Raw genomic sequence first — 16,083 nt, 5'->3', positions numbered from 1 at the left:
AAATCGGTGAGTAAGCGACTTATTCAACTCGCCCTAGGCTTGAGGTGTTGTCCTGCAGCCCTCAAAATTAAGATTTAGGTCCGATATGGCCACGCAATACAGCCAGTCCCAACGTGGTAACCACCATTGATCCACCCAGCAAATTCAAATATGCGCTTGATCCACCAGCAGTGATCATCGCAGCACCTGCAAATGCACTTACAAAAGCACCTAACCTGCCAAAAGCCATGGCCGTGGCTGCCCCCGTCGTTCGAATTTCAGTGGGATATATGTGGGCACACAATGCAAACATGGCGCATTGCAAAGCGGTAACAAACAAGCCATGAAACCCAAGACCCCATAAAAAGGTTTCAGGTGTTGCTGAAATGGTGACAAGCTTCAATCCAAAAGCAGTAATTGCTGACATTGCTGCCCAAAAAATCATAGGGCGACGCGAGCCAAAGCGATTTATAGCAGCTGCACAAAGAATTGCTCCAAAAATACCGCCAAAGTTATATGCTGTCAAACCCATGCCAGACATTGCAGGTGAAAGCCCTTCAGTTACCAACATGGTTGGTAACCAACTGTAAGCCGAATAAATCGACAACTGAATCATGAAAAATGCAAGCCACAGCCACGATGTATCAAAAGCTCTGCCGGCACGAAACAATTCAGTGATGTGACCTTTGCGGGCTGCCATGACAACACCATCTGTGAACTCTTTGATTGGTGAAACATCGATTGCCATTTTGGGTAACAACCCACGCAACTCTTTCCAACGCGAAGATTGACGCGCTAAAAATTTGGGTGATTCATGCAATGTGAAATACAAAAGCAAAGCTAATGCAATTGCAATGCTTCCGCCAAAATAGAAAAATACTCGCCATCCCTGAATTGGCAATATTTGTGCAGCGGCGAGACCGGCAAGCATTCCACCAGCTGGATAGCAAACGATTGCAGTTGTCACAGCCATGGTTCTGTATCTCATGGGCACAAATTCAGCTGTCAATGTGGTGGCTGCAGGTAGGGCTGCGCCAATCCCTAAACCTGCAAAGAATCGAATGAATGCAATACTTTGCACATCTGTTGACAAGCCAATCAACATGGTTGAAATACCAAACAACAAGATGCTAGCGATCAAGACGGGTTTTCTTCCGAACTTGTCTGCCAGTACTCCTGCACTCAAACTGCCAATGGCCATTCCTGCAAGACCACTTGCAACGGCTATTGAAAATGCGGCCCTGGTCGTTCCCCACTCCTTCATAATGAGAGGAATGGCGTAGCCAATCATTTGCCCGTCAAAGCCGTCTACGATGATCGCCAATGCAGCGAGCACATAAATCGTCTTCTGAAAATAGGTAAAGTTGCCACCATCTATAGCAAGCGAGACATCTAACTGCTGTTGCGCTGTAGTTTTCGTGACTGAATCCATGATGTCTCCCATCGCTTAGCGATTGATTTATTCATTTATATGAAAAATCATTCTAGGTAGCCAAATTGATTCTGCATAGCCGATGAAGTGAATACATCCTATTCAGCGTATGAATAATGTCTTTTAGAAAAATATCCTTATCTCATTTAACTTGGTAACTATTCAATGGACATTTATGAACTGAACCTTTACCAAACATAGCCTTGATTAAGCTAGTCCCACCAAAAATGTTATCTGTGCGATGGAAGATATCACCCCATAGGTTCATGCATAAAGGTTTTCACTTCATCTGAGTCAAGCATGACTGCTAGGTCAGGTTTGCATTGATACACTGCCGCAATTCAATAACGAGTTCGCTAGGCGTCATGCCAATCGGACCAATACCTTTGCTTACAAGTGTGTCTGCCGCCACTGCATGCAACTGCACCGCCAAGCAACTGGCTTGCCATTATGGTGCAATCACATCGGCTTGTATTTGACTCAATGCCACTTGGGGTTGTTTGTTGTGCGCATCATGAACCATCAATTCAGGTTGTTCTGGCACCATATGTGCACTGGCTTCATCAAGCATCATCAAAACTACCCAACCAGCACCGCTGTACAACGCGGCTTGCCCCGCCAGCACCAATGCACCAGACATGGTTGAAGCACCTCCAATCAGCAGCACTTTTCCTGCGTCACCCTTGTGCGCGTCTGACTTTCGTTTCAGCTGCTTCACCAGATGTAATGCATCCAAAGCTTGTATACGTTGACTCATGGTGGTGGCAGGCGTAAAGGCTTGAGTAAATCGCTCAAGCCGTTGTGATCTATTTCATGCATCAATGCCAATAACCTACCGATCTCCCCCTTGGGAAAACCTTCACGCGCAAACCAGTTCAAATAGTTGCCAGGCAAATCAGCCAGCAGTTTGCCTTGGTGTTTTCCAAACGGCATGGTCATGGTGACCAGTTTTTGCAGATCTTGCGGGTTCATTGAACCAGCATAACGGAATTGCGAGATTGCAAAAAAAGAATCTATTGACGGTATAGCATTTCAACTGCCCAACAAAAGGAATCAGTGATAGCCATGTTTTGAAAAATTCAGAAAACCGAGTGATCGCCAAGTTGCACATTCGCATTTCCCGCCACAAGTTGTTCGTAATGCTGAAACAATGTTTGCTTTCCAAAGGATGGTGTTGCATCTGCATCGTATGCTTGCGTTTGCGTATTCCACACTAACATAGACTCGGTGGCGTAGTAACGGCCTATGCGCGCCAATTCTGCTTTATCCGCCAACGCTGGTATCAAGATTCCTGATATTTTGAGTACATTGATGATAATATCGAGCAAGCGAACCGGTACATGTTGATAGTGCGGCGTCTTGCCGAGCAGCTTGAAAAGGTATTCACCTTGCTGCAATGGCGTGATCGCTTCTCCAGGACCGCCGATAGGGAGAATAGAGTGATGTTTGGCCGGATCAGTCAAACAAGTTGCAATGAACTGTCCAAGATCATGATCGCTGATGGGTTTGCATGATGTGAGTTGTCCATCACCAAAAAGCAAAAAAGGTTTACCTTTTTTTAGCCTTTGAATCTGACCGGACAAGGACTTAAAAAACGCAGTTGGCCTAACCACAGAATAAATCAAACCGGATGCGATCAATTCTTTTTCAAATGCAAGTTTGGCTTGCTGAAAACCAAGTGTAGGTTTTTGTACGCATATGGCTGATAATAAAACAAACTGTTTTATCCCTTCGCTTTGGGCAATTTTCAAAAGCGTTGAATGTGCTTGGTAATCGATAGCCCACGCATCACGTGGTGTGCCGGTACGGGAAGCCATACATGACACCATGGCATCAAATTTTTCACCTTTCAAGGCATTATTTTTTATCGAATCTGATGAATTCACATCGCCAAATCTCAACTCTGTGCCCGCCAATAATTCGCGGGTTTCTTCTTGAGGCCAACTGCTCTTGCTCACTTTTTTATTTCGCACCAAGCAAACCACTTCGTGGCCAGCACTGACCAATGCGGCTGCAGTCGCCATTCCTATGGTACCGGTAGCACCAAGCAATAAAACACGCATAAAGTGGGCTCCGACTGAAAATGTTGAAATATAGTAGATCCTCTCACAGTGGCAATTGTTAATTTTTTAAATTGATTGTCAACACATCTCACTACTGCAATTAATCAAGAATTTAAAACAGGTGGGTTGGTCTGGTACGGATCGCATTGCCTATGATTTGTGTTTGCAATTTCAACAGCTAATGTGTTGAAGGGTTATGCTAGAAGCTTGTCACAAGGAGCAATGATGGAGACTTTTTGGATATGGGTGTTGTTGGTGATTGTGTTTGCACCAGTCATAGTGGGTGTGCTATTGATTGGTTTACAAAAAAAAATACGCATCATTCATGAAAGCTCTGGCATTGCCAAAGACGGTTACATCGGGTTTAGTTGGACTTACCTGCTTTTTGGCTGGTTTGTGCCTGTGTTTCGTGGCGAGGTAGGGGTTGGGTTGATTCACTTAGCGATCACCTTTGTGTCATTTGGTTTGTCTCAACTGATTTTTCCTTTTTTATACAACCGGCAATACATGAACCGAATGTTGACGAGTGGCTGGGTGCTAGATAGTGCGGACCCCAATTACGAATTGGCTAAACTCAAACTCAATATCATTCACTGAAATGCTTTTTGCAAACCATTGGCTTGAGCACTTGGTTGTGCTTTTTTCATTTTTACTTAAACCTGTATGAATCCATATCTGTTGACGAATAAATATTTCTTGGAAGTGCGCACTTTGTTTCTATGCATTGCTTGTTTTTTTTCTAATGGCACATTTGCATTGGACTTACCGATCAGACCATGCAGTGCTTGGAACACCGCGCGCAAAGCCAATCTCAGTACAGTGGTGCAACGTGAATGGGTATATGGTTATCTGACAGGAATGAGCGACGCACTTAAAGCACTGAGTTCAGAGGACGTCTTTGCGTTGCTACCCCCTAACGAAAATACCGTTGCGTATTTGAATTCCTATTGCGAAAACCAACCCGAGTCGAGTGTGAATCAGGGTGCACAATCATTCTTCGATCAAATTCGCAAGCGTCCATAGAGACCACGATGATTGCAGCCATCCGCCAATGGGCGAAACGCGTCAAGGAAAATACCGTCATGCTGTGGTTTGCCCAACGCGACCCGCGCACACCTTGGTTGCCCAAAATCATTTGCATGCTGGCGGTAGCGTACGCCCTGAGTCCGATTGATTTAATTCCAGACTTTATTCCTGTGCTGGGGTTCTTGGATGATGCCATTCTGTTACCCGCCTTGATCTGGCTCGCAGTCAAACTGCTGCCATTGGATGTGGTTATCGATTGCAGACAACTGGCGCAAGATTGGATACACGCCAATGAGGGCAAACCCGTCACTCGCTGGGGTGTGCTGTTGGTTTTAATGGTGTGGGCTCTGTGCGCATGGATGCTTTTCTAATCTCCACTGGCGTGGTGGCACTGGCCGAAATTGGCGATAAAACACAATTACTGGCATTCATCCTAGCGACCCGTTTCAAAAAACCTATCCCTATCATTGCTGGCATTCTCATGGCTACTTTGGTCAACCACGGGCTGGCTGGAGCCTTAGGCGCATGGGTCACGGCCATGGTTGATCCTTTCATCATGCAATGGGTACTCGGTGTTTCATTCATTGCCATGGCTGTTTGGACATTGATTCCCGACAACATAGAAGAAGAAGAAACCCAGATTGCACTCAAACTTGGCGTATTTGGGGCAACGCTCGTCACCTTTTTCATTGCAGAGATGGGCGATAAAACACAAATAGCCACTGTCGCATTGGCAGCCCACTACGGCTCACCAGTGTGGGTGGTGGCTGGCACCACCCTGGGCATGTTGATTGCTGATGTGCCAGCCGTATTCATTGGTAACAAACTGGCTGACCGCATACCGATGACTGTGGTTCACCGCATAGCTGCCGCTGTTTTTGCGTTACTGGGCATAGCCACATTGCTGAATGCAAGTCAGGGGTTGTGGTCCTACTGATCAGGGTGGCGGGTGCAACTTCTAAATACTTCAGAGTACATACGCAAACGCTCTTTGTCAGAAGGTGCATTGTCTGAAATCAAATCGGCTATCTCGCTGGTGATACGCAAGAAATCCGGATGGCAGTGGTGCCTGATATTGTTTGTATAAATTGACTGCGCTGTCCACTGGTTTTCCTGCATCAACATGGCGTAATGGGTCAGTTCATGACCGAATGCCCAATTCACCATGGATCTGCTCCAAGATTGCAAGGTTCGTGGCGACACATTGATTTGTAATTTGTTTTCCGGTTGCTCTTCGGAAGGAAACTGAAACACCATGCGGGCATTGGTGGGTAAGTTCGGCTGAATCACCAAGCGAGGCATCGTTGCATCTTCAGGTGCGTCAGTTTGCGTTTTGATGTACCGCCAGATCTGCTCCAGCATGGCCACGTCAAAGCTATCTTGTCCCAGTGGCTCAGCAGATTTATCCATCTGTACTGCTTTTGAAAACTCAATCTCCAGCTCTTTGACTTTGACTTGTGCAAATTTGACGTTCATCATGCAAAACTCTACGTCCAAGCTCAGCGGAGGTACCATCAAATTTTTATGCCTAAGCAAATTTTCCTGCATCTGCTGATTGAATGCGTTCCTAAACTTTTGTTGCTGATTGACCGCCTGTTGTTGGGAAGCGCCTTGCTTGATACTCAAGAAATAGCCTATACGGGCAAACGTGTCGCTGCGGGCTAAGAACGTGTTCGCACTGCGACGTTGCTCTTCGTGAATAGGATGGGCGGCCATGTGGTTACCTATCAACTCAAACATGGTGGCGCAGTGGCTGGCTACGTAGGCCAGTTCTGTCTTATCTTGTTTCCATTCAGAATGTTCTTGCGCCCATTCAATCAAGTTTGGCTCTGTTTGCGCGTTTGCACTGAAGGTCGCGCCAAGCGCAATCAAAAATAAAGCGATGCAACGCATGGATATCAGCCTCGATTCTTCAAAAACGTCAAGCCATATTAAAGCAGTCATAAGGGCCGAACATCTGGATATTGAATCTACCCTAGGTTTAAAGGGTCAAATGGCTCAGGAAAGTAACCACCTGTTAACGCTCGTCATAGCTCAGGGTGAGCGATTCGCTGGTGGGTATGGACTGGCACGACAACACAAAACCTTGCTTGGTTTCCCAGTCTTCGAGTGTGAAGTTTTTTTCCATGGCCACGCTGCCTTGCATGACTTTGGCGCGACATGTGCAACAAACACCGCCACGGCAAGAATAGGGCAAGTCCAAGCCTGCGGCGAGACCGACATCAAGTATTTTTTGCCCTGCCGCCATGCGCAATGTATGCAACTTGCCGTCAAGCATAATATTTAATGCTATAGAACCTTCAGCAGCAAGTGGTAAGTGCTTGTCAGCTTTAGGCGCGGTACGAGAAGAACCAATGGACGATGCAAAGCGTTCACTGTGAATCACATCAGCAGACACGCCAGCTTTCAATAAGGCCTGCGATATATCTTCCATCATGCCCTCAGGGCCGCAGATAAAAACTTCTTCCATGCTGCTGACTGGCAAGACGGATTGCAGCAATGCAGTGACTTTGGCGGCATCCATGCGTCCTTGCCATAAATCTATTTCCTGTGCCTGACGCGACAGTATGTTGATCAATGTCAGTCGACCGGTATACCTGTCTTTCAAGTCTTGTAGTTCCTCATTGAACATGACAGAGGCCATGTTGCGATTGCCATAGACCAAAGTGAATTGATCGTCTGCTTGCTGCTGCAAGCTGCTGGCCATGATGGACAAGATGGGTGTGATGCCAGAACCTGCAGCAAATCCGACACGATGACGGGCAGAGGCATGTTGAACCACAAATCTGCCCTGCGGGGGCATCACAGAAACAGCCACACCTGCTTGAAAATGGGTCATCGCCCAGTTGGAAAAAATACCATCGGGCACGGCTCGAATGCCAATCTCCAGTTCAAGCTTGGCGTCAAAATCTGGGCGACTGCTACAAATGGAATAGCTGCGACGTATGTCTTCACCATCGATCATGGCTTTCAAGGTCAGGTATTGACCAGGTTGAAAAGCAAATACATGTTCAATGGCGGCAGGCACTGAAAAAGTGACCGCTATGGATCCAGTGGCCTGCGGGCGTACACGCAAGATTTTTAATTCATGAAATCTTTGAATATCGGACATCAGGCAATGCAATCAATAGGGTTTAAAGTAATCGAACGGTTCTAAGCAAGCCAGACATTTGTACATAGCCTTGCAAGCGGTCGAGCCGAAATGTGAAGTCTCGGTGGTATCGTCAGCCCCGCATTGAGGACAGACCACATGCAACACCGTTTTTTTTTGAACCAAACGAATGCGGTCTTGACCTGCTACGTTGGTCTGATGGTGTGGCGGCGCGATGCCGTAAGCCAACAACTTGCCTCTGGCCTCATCAGTGATCCAACTGCTGGACCAGGCGGGCGACAAACGCGTGATCACTTGGGCTTGCAAACCCGCCTGTTGCAAGCAGGTTTGTACATCGTCTTGCATTTGCGCCATGGCAGGACAACCGTTGTAGGTGGGTGTGATGACAATTTGCCACCCTTGACCAACGGGGTAGATCGCACGCAATACACCAATTTCACGCAGAGACAGCACTGGTATTTCAGGGTCGCACACTGACTCTAACATTTGCCATACGGCATAGGCTTCATCTTCCGTCGAAGGCATCGCCAAGGGTCCATCTGGCAAAGCCCTGTGAGTGTCTATCATTGGCCTTGAAAGATTCACCATGCAGCACCAGGAAATTGACGGGCCAGGCTTTGCATTTCCGCCAGCAAATAAGACATGTGCTCAGAATGCACACCTAAATGTCCTTGCGTGACATACCCCTCTGCTGATGGAAATTGCAAACCAGCTTGTGACACTGCATCTGAGACCATCGCTGTCCAATCTGCATGTAAGTGATGCAAGTCGCCCAATACCATTTCAGAACCTGGCCATGAGTTCCAAAACTCTTGCGTATAAGGCATCAAAAAATGAAGTGCCATCTGCGCTTTAAGGTGTGATTCGTCAGTGCCATCGCCAAAGCGCACCAACCAATCTGTGGCATGTTGGAAGTGATAGTCAACTTCTTTGATGGATTTGGATGCAATGGCCGCCAGTTGCGTGTCTGCATGATGTTGCAATTGCCGCCATACCAGCAACATATATGCGCTGAATAAAAAATTTCGGACTATGGTTACTGCATAGTCACGCTCGGTCTTAGCTGAAGGCGCCAATGCCGTGTTGTGTGGAAGCTCCAGCATGGTGAAATTCAGAAAATCTTGCTGGTCTCGAAAATAAGCCAATGCGTCTTCATGACTGCCATCGTTGCGCAATTGGGCGACATGCTGATACAGCAACCTGGCTTGACCAATCAAATCCAGTGAGTTGTTAGCCAGTGCTAAATCTTCCTCCAAAATAGGACCGTGTCCGCACCACTCCGCGTTGCGCTGTCCCAATATCAATGCGTTGTCTGCCAAATGCAGCACATAGTCGCTTAGTAAATTCACATATGCCCCACTTCGTCTGGAATCACAAAAAAAGTGGGGTGTCGATACACCTTGTCTTTGGCAGGTTCGAACATGCTGTCTTTATCGTCAGGGTCGCTGGAAGTGATAGAAGCTGATGGAATGACCCAAATGCTCACGCCCTCTTGTCGGCGCGTGTACACATCGCGGGCCATATGCAACGCCTGTTGCGCATCAGCAGCATGAAGACTTCCGCAGTGTTTGTGTTCTACGCCTTGTTTGCTTCGGATAAACACTTCCCACAAAGGCCACTCATTAGCAAGACTTGTTTCGGTACTCATGCAGCCTCCTGAAGCTGTGTTTGACGAAGTCGCTGTTTACGCGCATAGGCCATGGCAGCGTCCCGTACCCACTGGCCGTCTTCGTGCGCTTTGACACGCGTGGCCAGTCTTTCTGTGTTGCAAGGACCGTTTCCGTTGACTGTGGCCCAGAATTCATCCCAGTCAATTTGCCCGTAATCATGGTGTCCTCGCGCTTCGTTCCATTTCAATTCCGGATCTGGCAAAGTCACACCCAGCACTGCGGCTTGAGGCACAGTGGCATCAACAAACTTTTGGCGTAAATCATCATTGCTGACGCGTTTGATACCCCAGCGCATACCCTGAGTGCTGTTGGTACTGTCAGCGTCTGGGGGACCGAACATGGCCAAGCATTTCCACCACCAGCGATTGACCGCGTCTTGCACCATAGACTTTTGCTCCGCGGTACCTTGCATCATCACCATCAAAGACTCAAAGCCTTGGCGCTGGTGAAAAGATTCTTCTTTGCAGATGCGGACCATGGCGCGGGCATAAGGACCGTAACTGCAACGACACAGCGGAATTTGATTCATGATGGCCGCGCCATCCACCAGCCAACCGATCACACCTACATCGGCCCAGGTGAGCGTTGGGTAGTTAAATATTGAGCTGTATTTGGCGCGTCCCGTGTGTAACGCATCCAGCATTTGATCGCGGGTGGTGCCCAGCGTTTCTGCCGCGCTGTATAAGTACAAACCATGACCGCCCTCGTCCTGCACTTTGGCAATCAATATGGCTTTGCGTTTCAAACTGGGTGCCCGGCTGATCCAGTTGCCCTCGGGCAACATACCCACAATTTCGCTATGCGCGTGCTGACTGATCTGGCGAACCAAAGTTTTGCGGTAGGCATCCGGCATCCAAGCCTTGGGTTCGATTTTGCCGTCAGCATCAATGATTTGGTCAAAGTGCAACTGCGCCTTGGCCATGGATTCTTGTTCAAACTCAGTCAGAACAGGCTGAATGTCGCGATGCTCGGATTGGACGTTAGGTGCATCAGGCACATTGAAAGACTGTGTGTACATGGTCGTTTCCTTGTTCAAAGATGCCCGCATCATAATCGATACAAAAAAATATGCAAATCTATTTTTTATGTATCATATTTGAATGTCTGCTACCCCGTTTCAATCCAGCGCTTCGCTCACCCCTGTATCGGATAAACGCATCTTGCAATTCTGTCGACAAGACCGAATGCAAGCCGGATCCCTGATCATTTCTTTGTTCGGGGATGTTGTCTACCCGCGCGGGGGAAAGGTTTGGCTGGGCAGTCTGATCCAATTACTGGCCAACTTAGGGGTCAACGAAAGATTGATTCGTACGGCAATATTTCGCCTGGTTAAAGAAGATTGGTTGCAATCTGAGACGCTAGGCAGGCGCACGAACTATGCATTGAGTATCAATGGCATAAAGCGCATCGAGGAAGCATCTAAATACATTTATGCCCCAAGCTCCCCTGAATGGGACAACACATGGCGCATATTGATGTTGTCGTCAGCGATTCCTGTCAAAGAGAGGGAGCGCTTACGAAAAGCGCTGGTATGGCAGGGTTTTGGTCAATGGCCACCCCATGCTTTTGTTCACCCTGGTGCTGACCTGGCCGTGACCATGGCATTGCTCAAACGAGAGGGTTTGGGGCATTTGGAACCCTATTACTGGCCGCTGATGGCACAAAGTTTGGCCTTGGAAAAAAGTCAAACTGACCCAGAAGTGGTCGCACAAATTTGGGATCTCAAGCAACTCGCCCACAGTTACAAAGCGTTTTTCAGTACTTACCAACCTTTGCTTGACGAATGGTTTTCTGTAGAAGCCAAGCTCGACAAAGACCACACAGAAAAAGCTTTTTTATTACGTTTACTTCTGATTCATGACTTCAGACGTTTGTTATTGCGAGACCCTTCTCTGCCACTCAAGCTGCTTCCCACCCGCTGGCCTGGCCACGCTGCCAGACAAACCTGCCTGCAGCTTTATGACATGTTACGCCCAGCATCCGAAAAATATTTGGATATGCAATTGCAACTTGCGGATGGAAACATGACCAGAACTGGCAAAGTATTCGCAAAGAGGTTTAAAAATGCTGATAATCAACCCATCATAAAAAACCTCGGTCACAAGGTGCCTGGCCTTTGCTGACTCTATTGAAAGTAAGAGATGTCGTTTAATGTTGTGGGCTTGGCGCTTAAGCGTCCTTATACGTTTGTGGTGATGGCCTTATTACTGCTGATATTAGGGCCGCTGGCAGCACTCAAAACACCGACCGATATTTTTCCTGAAATCCGTATCCCTGTGATTGCAGTTGCATGGGCATATACAGGACTTCCACCTGACCAAATGGCTGGTCGGATCAGCACGCTATACCAACGTGTCCTCACCACCACGGTCAACGACATCGAACATATTGAAGCCAATTCCTATGCAGGTGTTGGCATTGTGAAAATCTTTTTTCATCCCGGTGTCAATATCGCTATTGCCAACGCTCAGGTCACTGCCATTTCACAAGTTCTGATTCGGCAAATGCCGCCAGGCACCCTGCCCCCTTTGATCGTCAACTACAACGCCTCCACAGTCCCCATTCTTCAACTCGCATTGGCGGGTCAGGGTTTATCAGAGCAGAATCTGGCCGATATTGGATTAACCCAAGTTCGAACACCTTTGGTGACTGTGCCTGGTGCTGCCATCCCTTTTCCATATGGCGGTAAATCTCGCCAAGTGCAAATCGATTTGAATCTGCCCCAACTGCAAGCACGCGGATTGGGTGCACAGGATGTGGCCAACGCATTGGCTACCCAAAACATCATCACGCCGGTTGGCACGCAAAAGATTGACAATCTGGAATACACCATCAGCTTGAACAACGCGGCTGTCACCATCAAAGACTTGGGTGATCTCCCCATCAAAACTGTCAATGGCGCCATGGTGTATGTGCGAGACGTAGCCAATGTGCACGACGGAAATGCGCCACAAACCAATATTGTTCACGTGAATGGCAACCGCTCGGTTTTGATGTCAGTACTCAAGAACGGCACAACCTCTACCTTGGCTATTGTTGATGGTGTTTTGGAAAAACTGCGCTCCATCAAATCTTCTTTGCCTGAAGCGCTGACAGTGCAGCCTATCAATGACCAATCTTTATTTGTTCGCGCAGCTATTCAAGGTGTTGCGTTTGAAGGCTTGATCGCAGCAGGGCTGACCAGCTTGATGATTTTTTTGTTTCTCGGTAGTTGGCGCTCCACCATCATCATCGCTCTGTCTATTCCTTTGTCCATCATGGGCGCGGTACTAGGTCTGTATGCATTGGGCGAAACCCTGAACATCATGACCTTAGGCGGTTTGGCTTTAGCGGTAGGAATTTTGGTCGACGATGCCACGGTCACGATTGAAAACATCAACTGGCACTTAGAACAAGGCAAGGATGTGGTCACCGCTATTTTGGATGGTGCTGACCAAATTGTTGCGCCTGCGTTTGTCTCACTGCTGTGTATCTGTATTGTTTTTGTGCCGATGTTTTTCCTAGATGGCGTTTCCCGCTTTCTGTTTGTGCCCATGGCCCTGTCGGTGATGTTGGCCATGACCTTTTCCTTCTTTTTGTCGCGTACCTTGGTGCCGACGATGGCGAATTACTTGTTGAAACCCCATGCACCGCATACCGACATGCATGGCAACAACACGAGTTTGCCACCCACGCGCAACCCCATCATGCGTTTTCAACGCAGCTTCGAATCCGCCTTCGAAAGTTTCCGCTCTGGCTACAAAGATATTTTGCAACTCGCATTGGTCAATCGCTGGCCTGTTGTCATAGGGTTCATGGGCTTTGTCATGGCCTCATTTGCTTTGGTCCCTTATTTGGGTACCAATTTCTTTCCCGACGTTGATGGCGGTCAAATCTTGATCCACGCCCGCGTACCCGTTGGCACCCGCGTTGAAGAAACGGCCGCGCGTTTTTCCGGCATAGAAAAAGCGATTCGTCAGGTTATCCCCGAAGAAGAAATCACTACCTTGGTTGACAACATCGGTTTACCCCCCAGTTGGATCAACCTCATCTACAACAACACGGGTGTGATAGGCACCATGGACGGGGATATTCAAATCGCCCTGCGCAAAGACCATCGCCCCACTGCAGAGTATGTGAGGGAACTGAGAAAAACCCTGCCCTTGGCTTTTCCAGACACGGTTTTTTCCTTTCCTCCTGCTGATATCGTCAGTCAAATTTTGAACTTCGGTGCACCTGCTCCGATTGATATACAAATTCGTGGCGCCAACCTAAGCGGTAATTTTGAATACGCCAATAAATTACTCAAAGAAATACGACGTATTCCCGGTGTTGCAGATGCACGCATTCAACAATCTGCCAAAAGTCCTGTGCTTGAAGTTAATCTTGATCGCAGCCAGGCGCAAGACATGGGTATCACGCCCAAAGATGTCACTAACAACCTGGTCGTCAATTTGGCCGGCAGCAGCCAGGTCGCACCAACCTTCTGGCTCAACCCCGCCAACGGCGTCTCCTACGGGGTAGTCATGCAAACACCACAATACAACCTAGACTCGCTGAATGCGCTGTCGAATCTGCCCGTAGGCGCCAGTGGCAGCAGCAACCAACCCGTGCTTGGTGCCCTGTCCACCATCAATCGCACAACAAGAAACGCCGTGGTCAGTCAATACGATATTCAACCGCTGGTCCAGATCAATGCAACCACACAGGATACAGATTTAGGCACCGTGGCGCGTGAGGTTCGACGGGTACTCGCTGCCACCGAAAGCGATTTACCCAAAGGCAGCAAAGTGTTTTTACTCGGTCAAGTCCGCACCATGGAAAAAGCTTTCTCAGGTCTGCTCTGGGGTTTGCTTGGTGCAGTCGTGTTGATTTATTTCTTGATTGTGGTTAATTTCCAATCGTGGCGCGATCCGTTCGTCATCATCAGTGCATTGCCCGCCGCACTGGCAGGCATCGTCTGGATGTTGTTTGCCACCCGAACTACTTTGTCTGTCCCTGCATTAACGGGCGCCATCATGTGCATGGGCGTAGCAACCGCCAACAGTGTGCTGGTGATCAGTTTTGCACGTGAACGACTGGATCAATTAGGTGACCCGATTGCTGCCGCGTTGGACGCTGGCTTTGTCCGGTTCAGACCGGTGCTCATGACGGCCTTGGCCATGATCATCGGCATGGTGCCCATGGCGCTGGGTTTGGGTGAAGGTGGTGAACAAAACGCCCCGCTAGGCCGTGCTGTCATCGGCGGACTGATGCTTGCAACTGTTGCCACATTGGTCATCGTTCCTCTTTTATTCAGTATGGTGCACGGACGCATACGCTCCGCTGCCTCAACAACGTTTTCTTCTGGAGTCAGTCATGTCTAAGCCGTCAGTTCCTTTCGTTTCACGTGGTTTTCTATGGACGTCATTGGCTGCAGCTGGCGTGTTGGCTGGCGCTGTCGTTTTCAATGGTTTGCAGGCGCGCGCCAAAGACGGCGCACAGCTCAAAGCACTGGCTGACAAACAGTCAGCAGTCACCGTCAGTGTCATCTCACCTGGCAGCAACACAGACGCAGTTGCGTTGAACCTACCCGGTCGGATCGAAGCCAATGCCAAAGCGCCTTTGTATTCGCGCATCAGCGGTTATTTAAAGAGTTGGAAGGCCGATATCGGTACGCCAGTCAAAGCGGGTCAGTTATTGGCAGAAATTGACACGCCAGATCTCGACCAACAAATATTGCAAGCCAAAGCGGAGCTAGCCAGTACTCAGGCCAATGCCGCGCTCTCCGAAAACACCGCCAAGCGTTGGAAATCGCTAGAAAGCGCAAATTTTGTATCTGGCCAAGCGGTTGAGGAAAAAATCGGGGACCTCAACGTCAAAATGGCGGTGGTCAACGCATCTCAGGCCAACGTCAACAGGCTACAGGCAATGAAAAATTTCGCCCGCATCGTTGCGCCCTTTGACGGTGTGGTCACTGCCAGAAACACAGACATTGGTCAATTGATCAATATCGGCGGCGCTCCTGGTAGCGAATTGTTCGTGGTCTCTGATGTCAAACGACTTCGCTTGTACGTCAACTTACCCCAAAATCAAATCGCTTTTATACAAAAAGGCACCGTGGCGAAATTCAGTGTGCCAGAACAACCTGGACAGGTTTTCACAGCGACCGTTCAATCTATGTCTCAAGCGATCAACAGCACCTCCGGCAGCATGTTGGTGCAACTGTCAGCCGAGAACAAACGCGGTGAGTTGTTGCCTGGCGGCTATGCCAGCGTCAGCTTCCATATCCCCGCTCAGGCGGATCGGCTCAGCGTACCACCCAGCGCCTTGGTGTTCACCAAGGCCGGCGTGCTTGTTGCAACCGTCAATGCAGAAAACAAAGTCGTCATGAAGCCAGTGGTGATTGCCAGAGACTACGGCAACCGCCTAGAATTACTTTCAGGCTTGCTACCCACAGACAGAGTGATCGAGAATCCACCCGATGGCGTCACTGAAGGTGACGTGGTTCAGGTCCGCACAGTTCAAGCAACGCATTAACTTTGACCTGCATCTCTTCGGCGTGTGCAAAACCCAAGTTGACGTGTCGTTGATTTGCAAATTTGCACAATCATCTAATTCAATAAATTAATCATTTCTTGACTCTATATGATAAATACCTTGATAATTCCAACAATTATTTTTTAGCGCTTGATGACACACCAACGTTTTTTTGAACTGATGGTCAACCCAGACGCACAAGCAGAGATGGAGATGCTGCGTGCTTTTTGACCACTGTGCGCAATGTCAACGATGCTGCAATGTGGAGGCGGGGTATCCGCCACTTGAAATCACATTAACTGA

The 16,083-nt window shown here is 48.5% G+C and carries 17 protein-coding genes; 7 read left to right on the top strand and 10 right to left on the bottom strand.

Annotated features, from left to right (window positions below; translation table 11 throughout):
* Positions 1 to 67 precede the first annotated feature (67 nt).
* From AC9UG7_RS10330 to AC9UG7_RS10315, 4 genes are all read right to left on the bottom strand, one after another.
* Positions 68 to 1,411, bottom strand: coding sequence for an MFS transporter (locus AC9UG7_RS10330; RefSeq protein ID WP_509587355.1), 1,344 nt, complete (start codon positions 1,409 to 1,411; stop codon positions 68 to 70).
* 448 nt (positions 1,412 to 1,859) lie between these two features.
* Complete coding sequence (locus tag AC9UG7_RS10325) at positions 1,860 to 2,168, bottom strand: NAD(P)H-hydrate dehydratase (RefSeq protein ID WP_509587353.1); 309 nt, start codon at positions 2,166 to 2,168, stop codon at positions 1,860 to 1,862.
* The gene (locus tag AC9UG7_RS10320; RefSeq protein WP_509587350.1) at positions 2,165 to 2,383 is read right to left on the bottom strand and encodes a DUF3820 family protein; all 219 of its coding nucleotides are present in this window, start codon (positions 2,381 to 2,383) and stop codon (positions 2,165 to 2,167) included. The genes AC9UG7_RS10325 and AC9UG7_RS10320 overlap by 4 nt, the downstream gene beginning before the upstream one ends.
* A 107-nt stretch (positions 2,384 to 2,490) precedes the next feature.
* Positions 2,491 to 3,474 carry an NAD(P)H-binding protein gene (locus AC9UG7_RS10315; protein WP_509587348.1) on the bottom strand — a complete coding sequence of 328 codons (984 nt, stop codon included), beginning with the start codon at positions 3,472 to 3,474 and terminating at the stop codon, positions 2,491 to 2,493.
* Between the two features lie 225 nt (positions 3,475 to 3,699).
* On the opposite strand from AC9UG7_RS10315, the gene AC9UG7_RS10310 reads away from it, so the two are divergent.
* The 4 genes from AC9UG7_RS10310 to AC9UG7_RS10295 all read left to right on the top strand — a co-directional run bounded on the left by AC9UG7_RS10310 (position 3,700) and on the right by AC9UG7_RS10295 (position 5,437).
* Positions 3,700 to 4,071 (top strand): hypothetical protein, encoded by a 372-nt coding sequence (locus AC9UG7_RS10310; RefSeq protein ID WP_509587346.1) that lies wholly within the window; start codon positions 3,700 to 3,702, stop codon positions 4,069 to 4,071.
* 66 nt (positions 4,072 to 4,137) lie between these two features.
* Positions 4,138 to 4,497 carry a hypothetical protein gene (locus tag AC9UG7_RS10305; protein ID WP_509587344.1) on the top strand — a complete coding sequence of 120 codons (360 nt, stop codon included), beginning with the start codon at positions 4,138 to 4,140 and terminating at the stop codon, positions 4,495 to 4,497.
* Positions 4,498 to 4,505: 8 nt separating this feature from the next.
* Positions 4,506 to 4,871: a YkvA family protein gene (locus AC9UG7_RS10300; RefSeq protein ID WP_509587341.1), complete on the top strand. Its 366-nt coding sequence runs from the start codon at positions 4,506 to 4,508 to the stop codon at positions 4,869 to 4,871.
* Positions 4,856 to 5,437 carry a TMEM165/GDT1 family protein gene (locus AC9UG7_RS10295; protein WP_509587338.1) on the top strand — a complete coding sequence of 194 codons (582 nt, stop codon included), beginning with the start codon at positions 4,856 to 4,858 and terminating at the stop codon, positions 5,435 to 5,437. Before AC9UG7_RS10300 ends, AC9UG7_RS10295 begins: the two co-directional genes overlap by 16 nt.
* Here the strand turns inward: AC9UG7_RS10295 and AC9UG7_RS10290 are convergent.
* The 6 genes from AC9UG7_RS10290 to paaA form a co-directional block, all read right to left on the bottom strand.
* Entirely contained in the window at positions 5,431 to 6,393 is a 963-nt protein-coding gene (locus AC9UG7_RS10290) for a hypothetical protein (RefSeq protein WP_509587336.1), read from the bottom strand. The two genes, AC9UG7_RS10295 and AC9UG7_RS10290, sit on opposite strands and share 7 nt — an antisense overlap.
* A gap of 124 nt (positions 6,394 to 6,517) precedes the next feature.
* Positions 6,518 to 7,612 (bottom strand): 2Fe-2S iron-sulfur cluster-binding protein, encoded by a 1,095-nt coding sequence (locus AC9UG7_RS10285; RefSeq protein WP_509587333.1) that lies wholly within the window; start codon positions 7,610 to 7,612, stop codon positions 6,518 to 6,520.
* 12 nt (positions 7,613 to 7,624) lie between these two features.
* Positions 7,625 to 8,137: a 1,2-phenylacetyl-CoA epoxidase subunit PaaD gene (paaD, locus tag AC9UG7_RS10280; RefSeq protein WP_509587331.1), complete on the bottom strand. Its 513-nt coding sequence runs from the start codon at positions 8,135 to 8,137 to the stop codon at positions 7,625 to 7,627.
* A gap of 56 nt (positions 8,138 to 8,193) precedes the next feature.
* On the bottom strand, positions 8,194 to 8,961 hold the full coding sequence (gene paaC / locus AC9UG7_RS10275) for a 1,2-phenylacetyl-CoA epoxidase subunit PaaC (protein ID WP_509587329.1): 768 nt from the start codon (positions 8,959 to 8,961) through the stop codon (positions 8,194 to 8,196).
* Entirely contained in the window at positions 8,958 to 9,260 is a 303-nt protein-coding gene (gene paaB, locus AC9UG7_RS10270; RefSeq protein WP_509587327.1) for a 1,2-phenylacetyl-CoA epoxidase subunit PaaB, read from the bottom strand. Before paaB ends, paaC begins: the two co-directional genes overlap by 4 nt.
* Positions 9,257 to 10,300 (bottom strand): 1,2-phenylacetyl-CoA epoxidase subunit PaaA, encoded by a 1,044-nt coding sequence (gene paaA, locus AC9UG7_RS10265; protein ID WP_509587325.1) that lies wholly within the window; start codon positions 10,298 to 10,300, stop codon positions 9,257 to 9,259. The genes paaB and paaA overlap by 4 nt, the downstream gene beginning before the upstream one ends.
* A gap of 82 nt (positions 10,301 to 10,382) precedes the next feature.
* Between paaA and AC9UG7_RS10260 the strand changes: the two genes are divergently transcribed.
* The 3 genes from AC9UG7_RS10260 to AC9UG7_RS10250 are packed head-to-tail and all read left to right on the top strand — an operon-like array spanning position 10,383 to position 15,780.
* A complete protein-coding gene (locus AC9UG7_RS10260; protein ID WP_509587322.1) occupies positions 10,383 to 11,405 on the top strand; it encodes a PaaX family transcriptional regulator in 1,023 nt (340 codons plus the stop codon).
* A gap of 18 nt (positions 11,406 to 11,423) precedes the next feature.
* Positions 11,424 to 14,627, top strand: coding sequence for an efflux RND transporter permease subunit (locus AC9UG7_RS10255; protein WP_509587319.1), 3,204 nt, complete (start codon positions 11,424 to 11,426; stop codon positions 14,625 to 14,627).
* Positions 14,620 to 15,780 carry an efflux RND transporter periplasmic adaptor subunit gene (locus AC9UG7_RS10250; RefSeq protein ID WP_509587316.1) on the top strand — a complete coding sequence of 387 codons (1,161 nt, stop codon included), beginning with the start codon at positions 14,620 to 14,622 and terminating at the stop codon, positions 15,778 to 15,780. The genes AC9UG7_RS10255 and AC9UG7_RS10250 overlap by 8 nt, the downstream gene beginning before the upstream one ends.
* Positions 15,781 to 16,083: the final 303 nt, after the last annotated feature.

Source organism: Limnohabitans sp., assembly GCF_046052765.1.
Taxonomy (GTDB): Bacteria; Pseudomonadota; Gammaproteobacteria; order Burkholderiales; family Burkholderiaceae_C; genus Limnohabitans.
This window is presented reverse-complemented; position numbering and strand designations above follow the sequence as displayed.

Bases quoted from the DNA above. Each gene is read 5' to 3' on its own strand.
- AC9UG7_RS10260 (WP_509587322.1), top strand. From the start codon at position 10,383: ATGTCTGCTACCCCGTTTCAATCCAGCGCTTCGCTCACCCCTGTATCG.
- AC9UG7_RS10295 (WP_509587338.1), top strand. From the start codon at position 4,856: ATGGATGCTTTTCTAATCTCCACTGGCGTGGTGGCACTGGCCGAAATT.
- AC9UG7_RS10305 (WP_509587344.1), top strand. From the start codon at position 4,138: ATGAATCCATATCTGTTGACGAATAAATATTTCTTGGAAGTGCGCACT.
- AC9UG7_RS10310 (WP_509587346.1), top strand. From the start codon at position 3,700: ATGGAGACTTTTTGGATATGGGTGTTGTTGGTGATTGTGTTTGCACCA.
- AC9UG7_RS10325 (WP_509587353.1), bottom strand. From the start codon at position 2,168: ATGAGTCAACGTATACAAGCTTTGGATGCATTACATCTGGTGAAGCAG.
- paaA (WP_509587325.1), bottom strand. From the start codon at position 10,300: ATGTACACACAGTCTTTCAATGTGCCTGATGCACCTAACGTCCAATCC.
- AC9UG7_RS10250 (WP_509587316.1), top strand. From the start codon at position 14,620: ATGTCTAAGCCGTCAGTTCCTTTCGTTTCACGTGGTTTTCTATGGACG.
- AC9UG7_RS10255 (WP_509587319.1), top strand. From the start codon at position 11,424: ATGTCGTTTAATGTTGTGGGCTTGGCGCTTAAGCGTCCTTATACGTTT.
- AC9UG7_RS10320 (WP_509587350.1), bottom strand. From the start codon at position 2,383: ATGAACCCGCAAGATCTGCAAAAACTGGTCACCATGACCATGCCGTTT.
- AC9UG7_RS10330 (WP_509587355.1), bottom strand. From the start codon at position 1,411: ATGGATTCAGTCACGAAAACTACAGCGCAACAGCAGTTAGATGTCTCG.
- paaD (WP_509587331.1), bottom strand. From the start codon at position 8,137: ATGCCTTCGACGGAAGATGAAGCCTATGCCGTATGGCAAATGTTAGAG.
- paaB (WP_509587327.1), bottom strand. From the start codon at position 9,260: ATGAGTACCGAAACAAGTCTTGCTAATGAGTGGCCTTTGTGGGAAGTG.
- AC9UG7_RS10285 (WP_509587333.1), bottom strand. From the start codon at position 7,612: ATGTCCGATATTCAAAGATTTCATGAATTAAAAATCTTGCGTGTACGC.
- AC9UG7_RS10300 (WP_509587341.1), top strand. From the start codon at position 4,506: ATGATTGCAGCCATCCGCCAATGGGCGAAACGCGTCAAGGAAAATACC.
- AC9UG7_RS10315 (WP_509587348.1), bottom strand. From the start codon at position 3,474: ATGCGTGTTTTATTGCTTGGTGCTACCGGTACCATAGGAATGGCGACT.
- AC9UG7_RS10290 (WP_509587336.1), bottom strand. From the start codon at position 6,393: ATGCGTTGCATCGCTTTATTTTTGATTGCGCTTGGCGCGACCTTCAGT.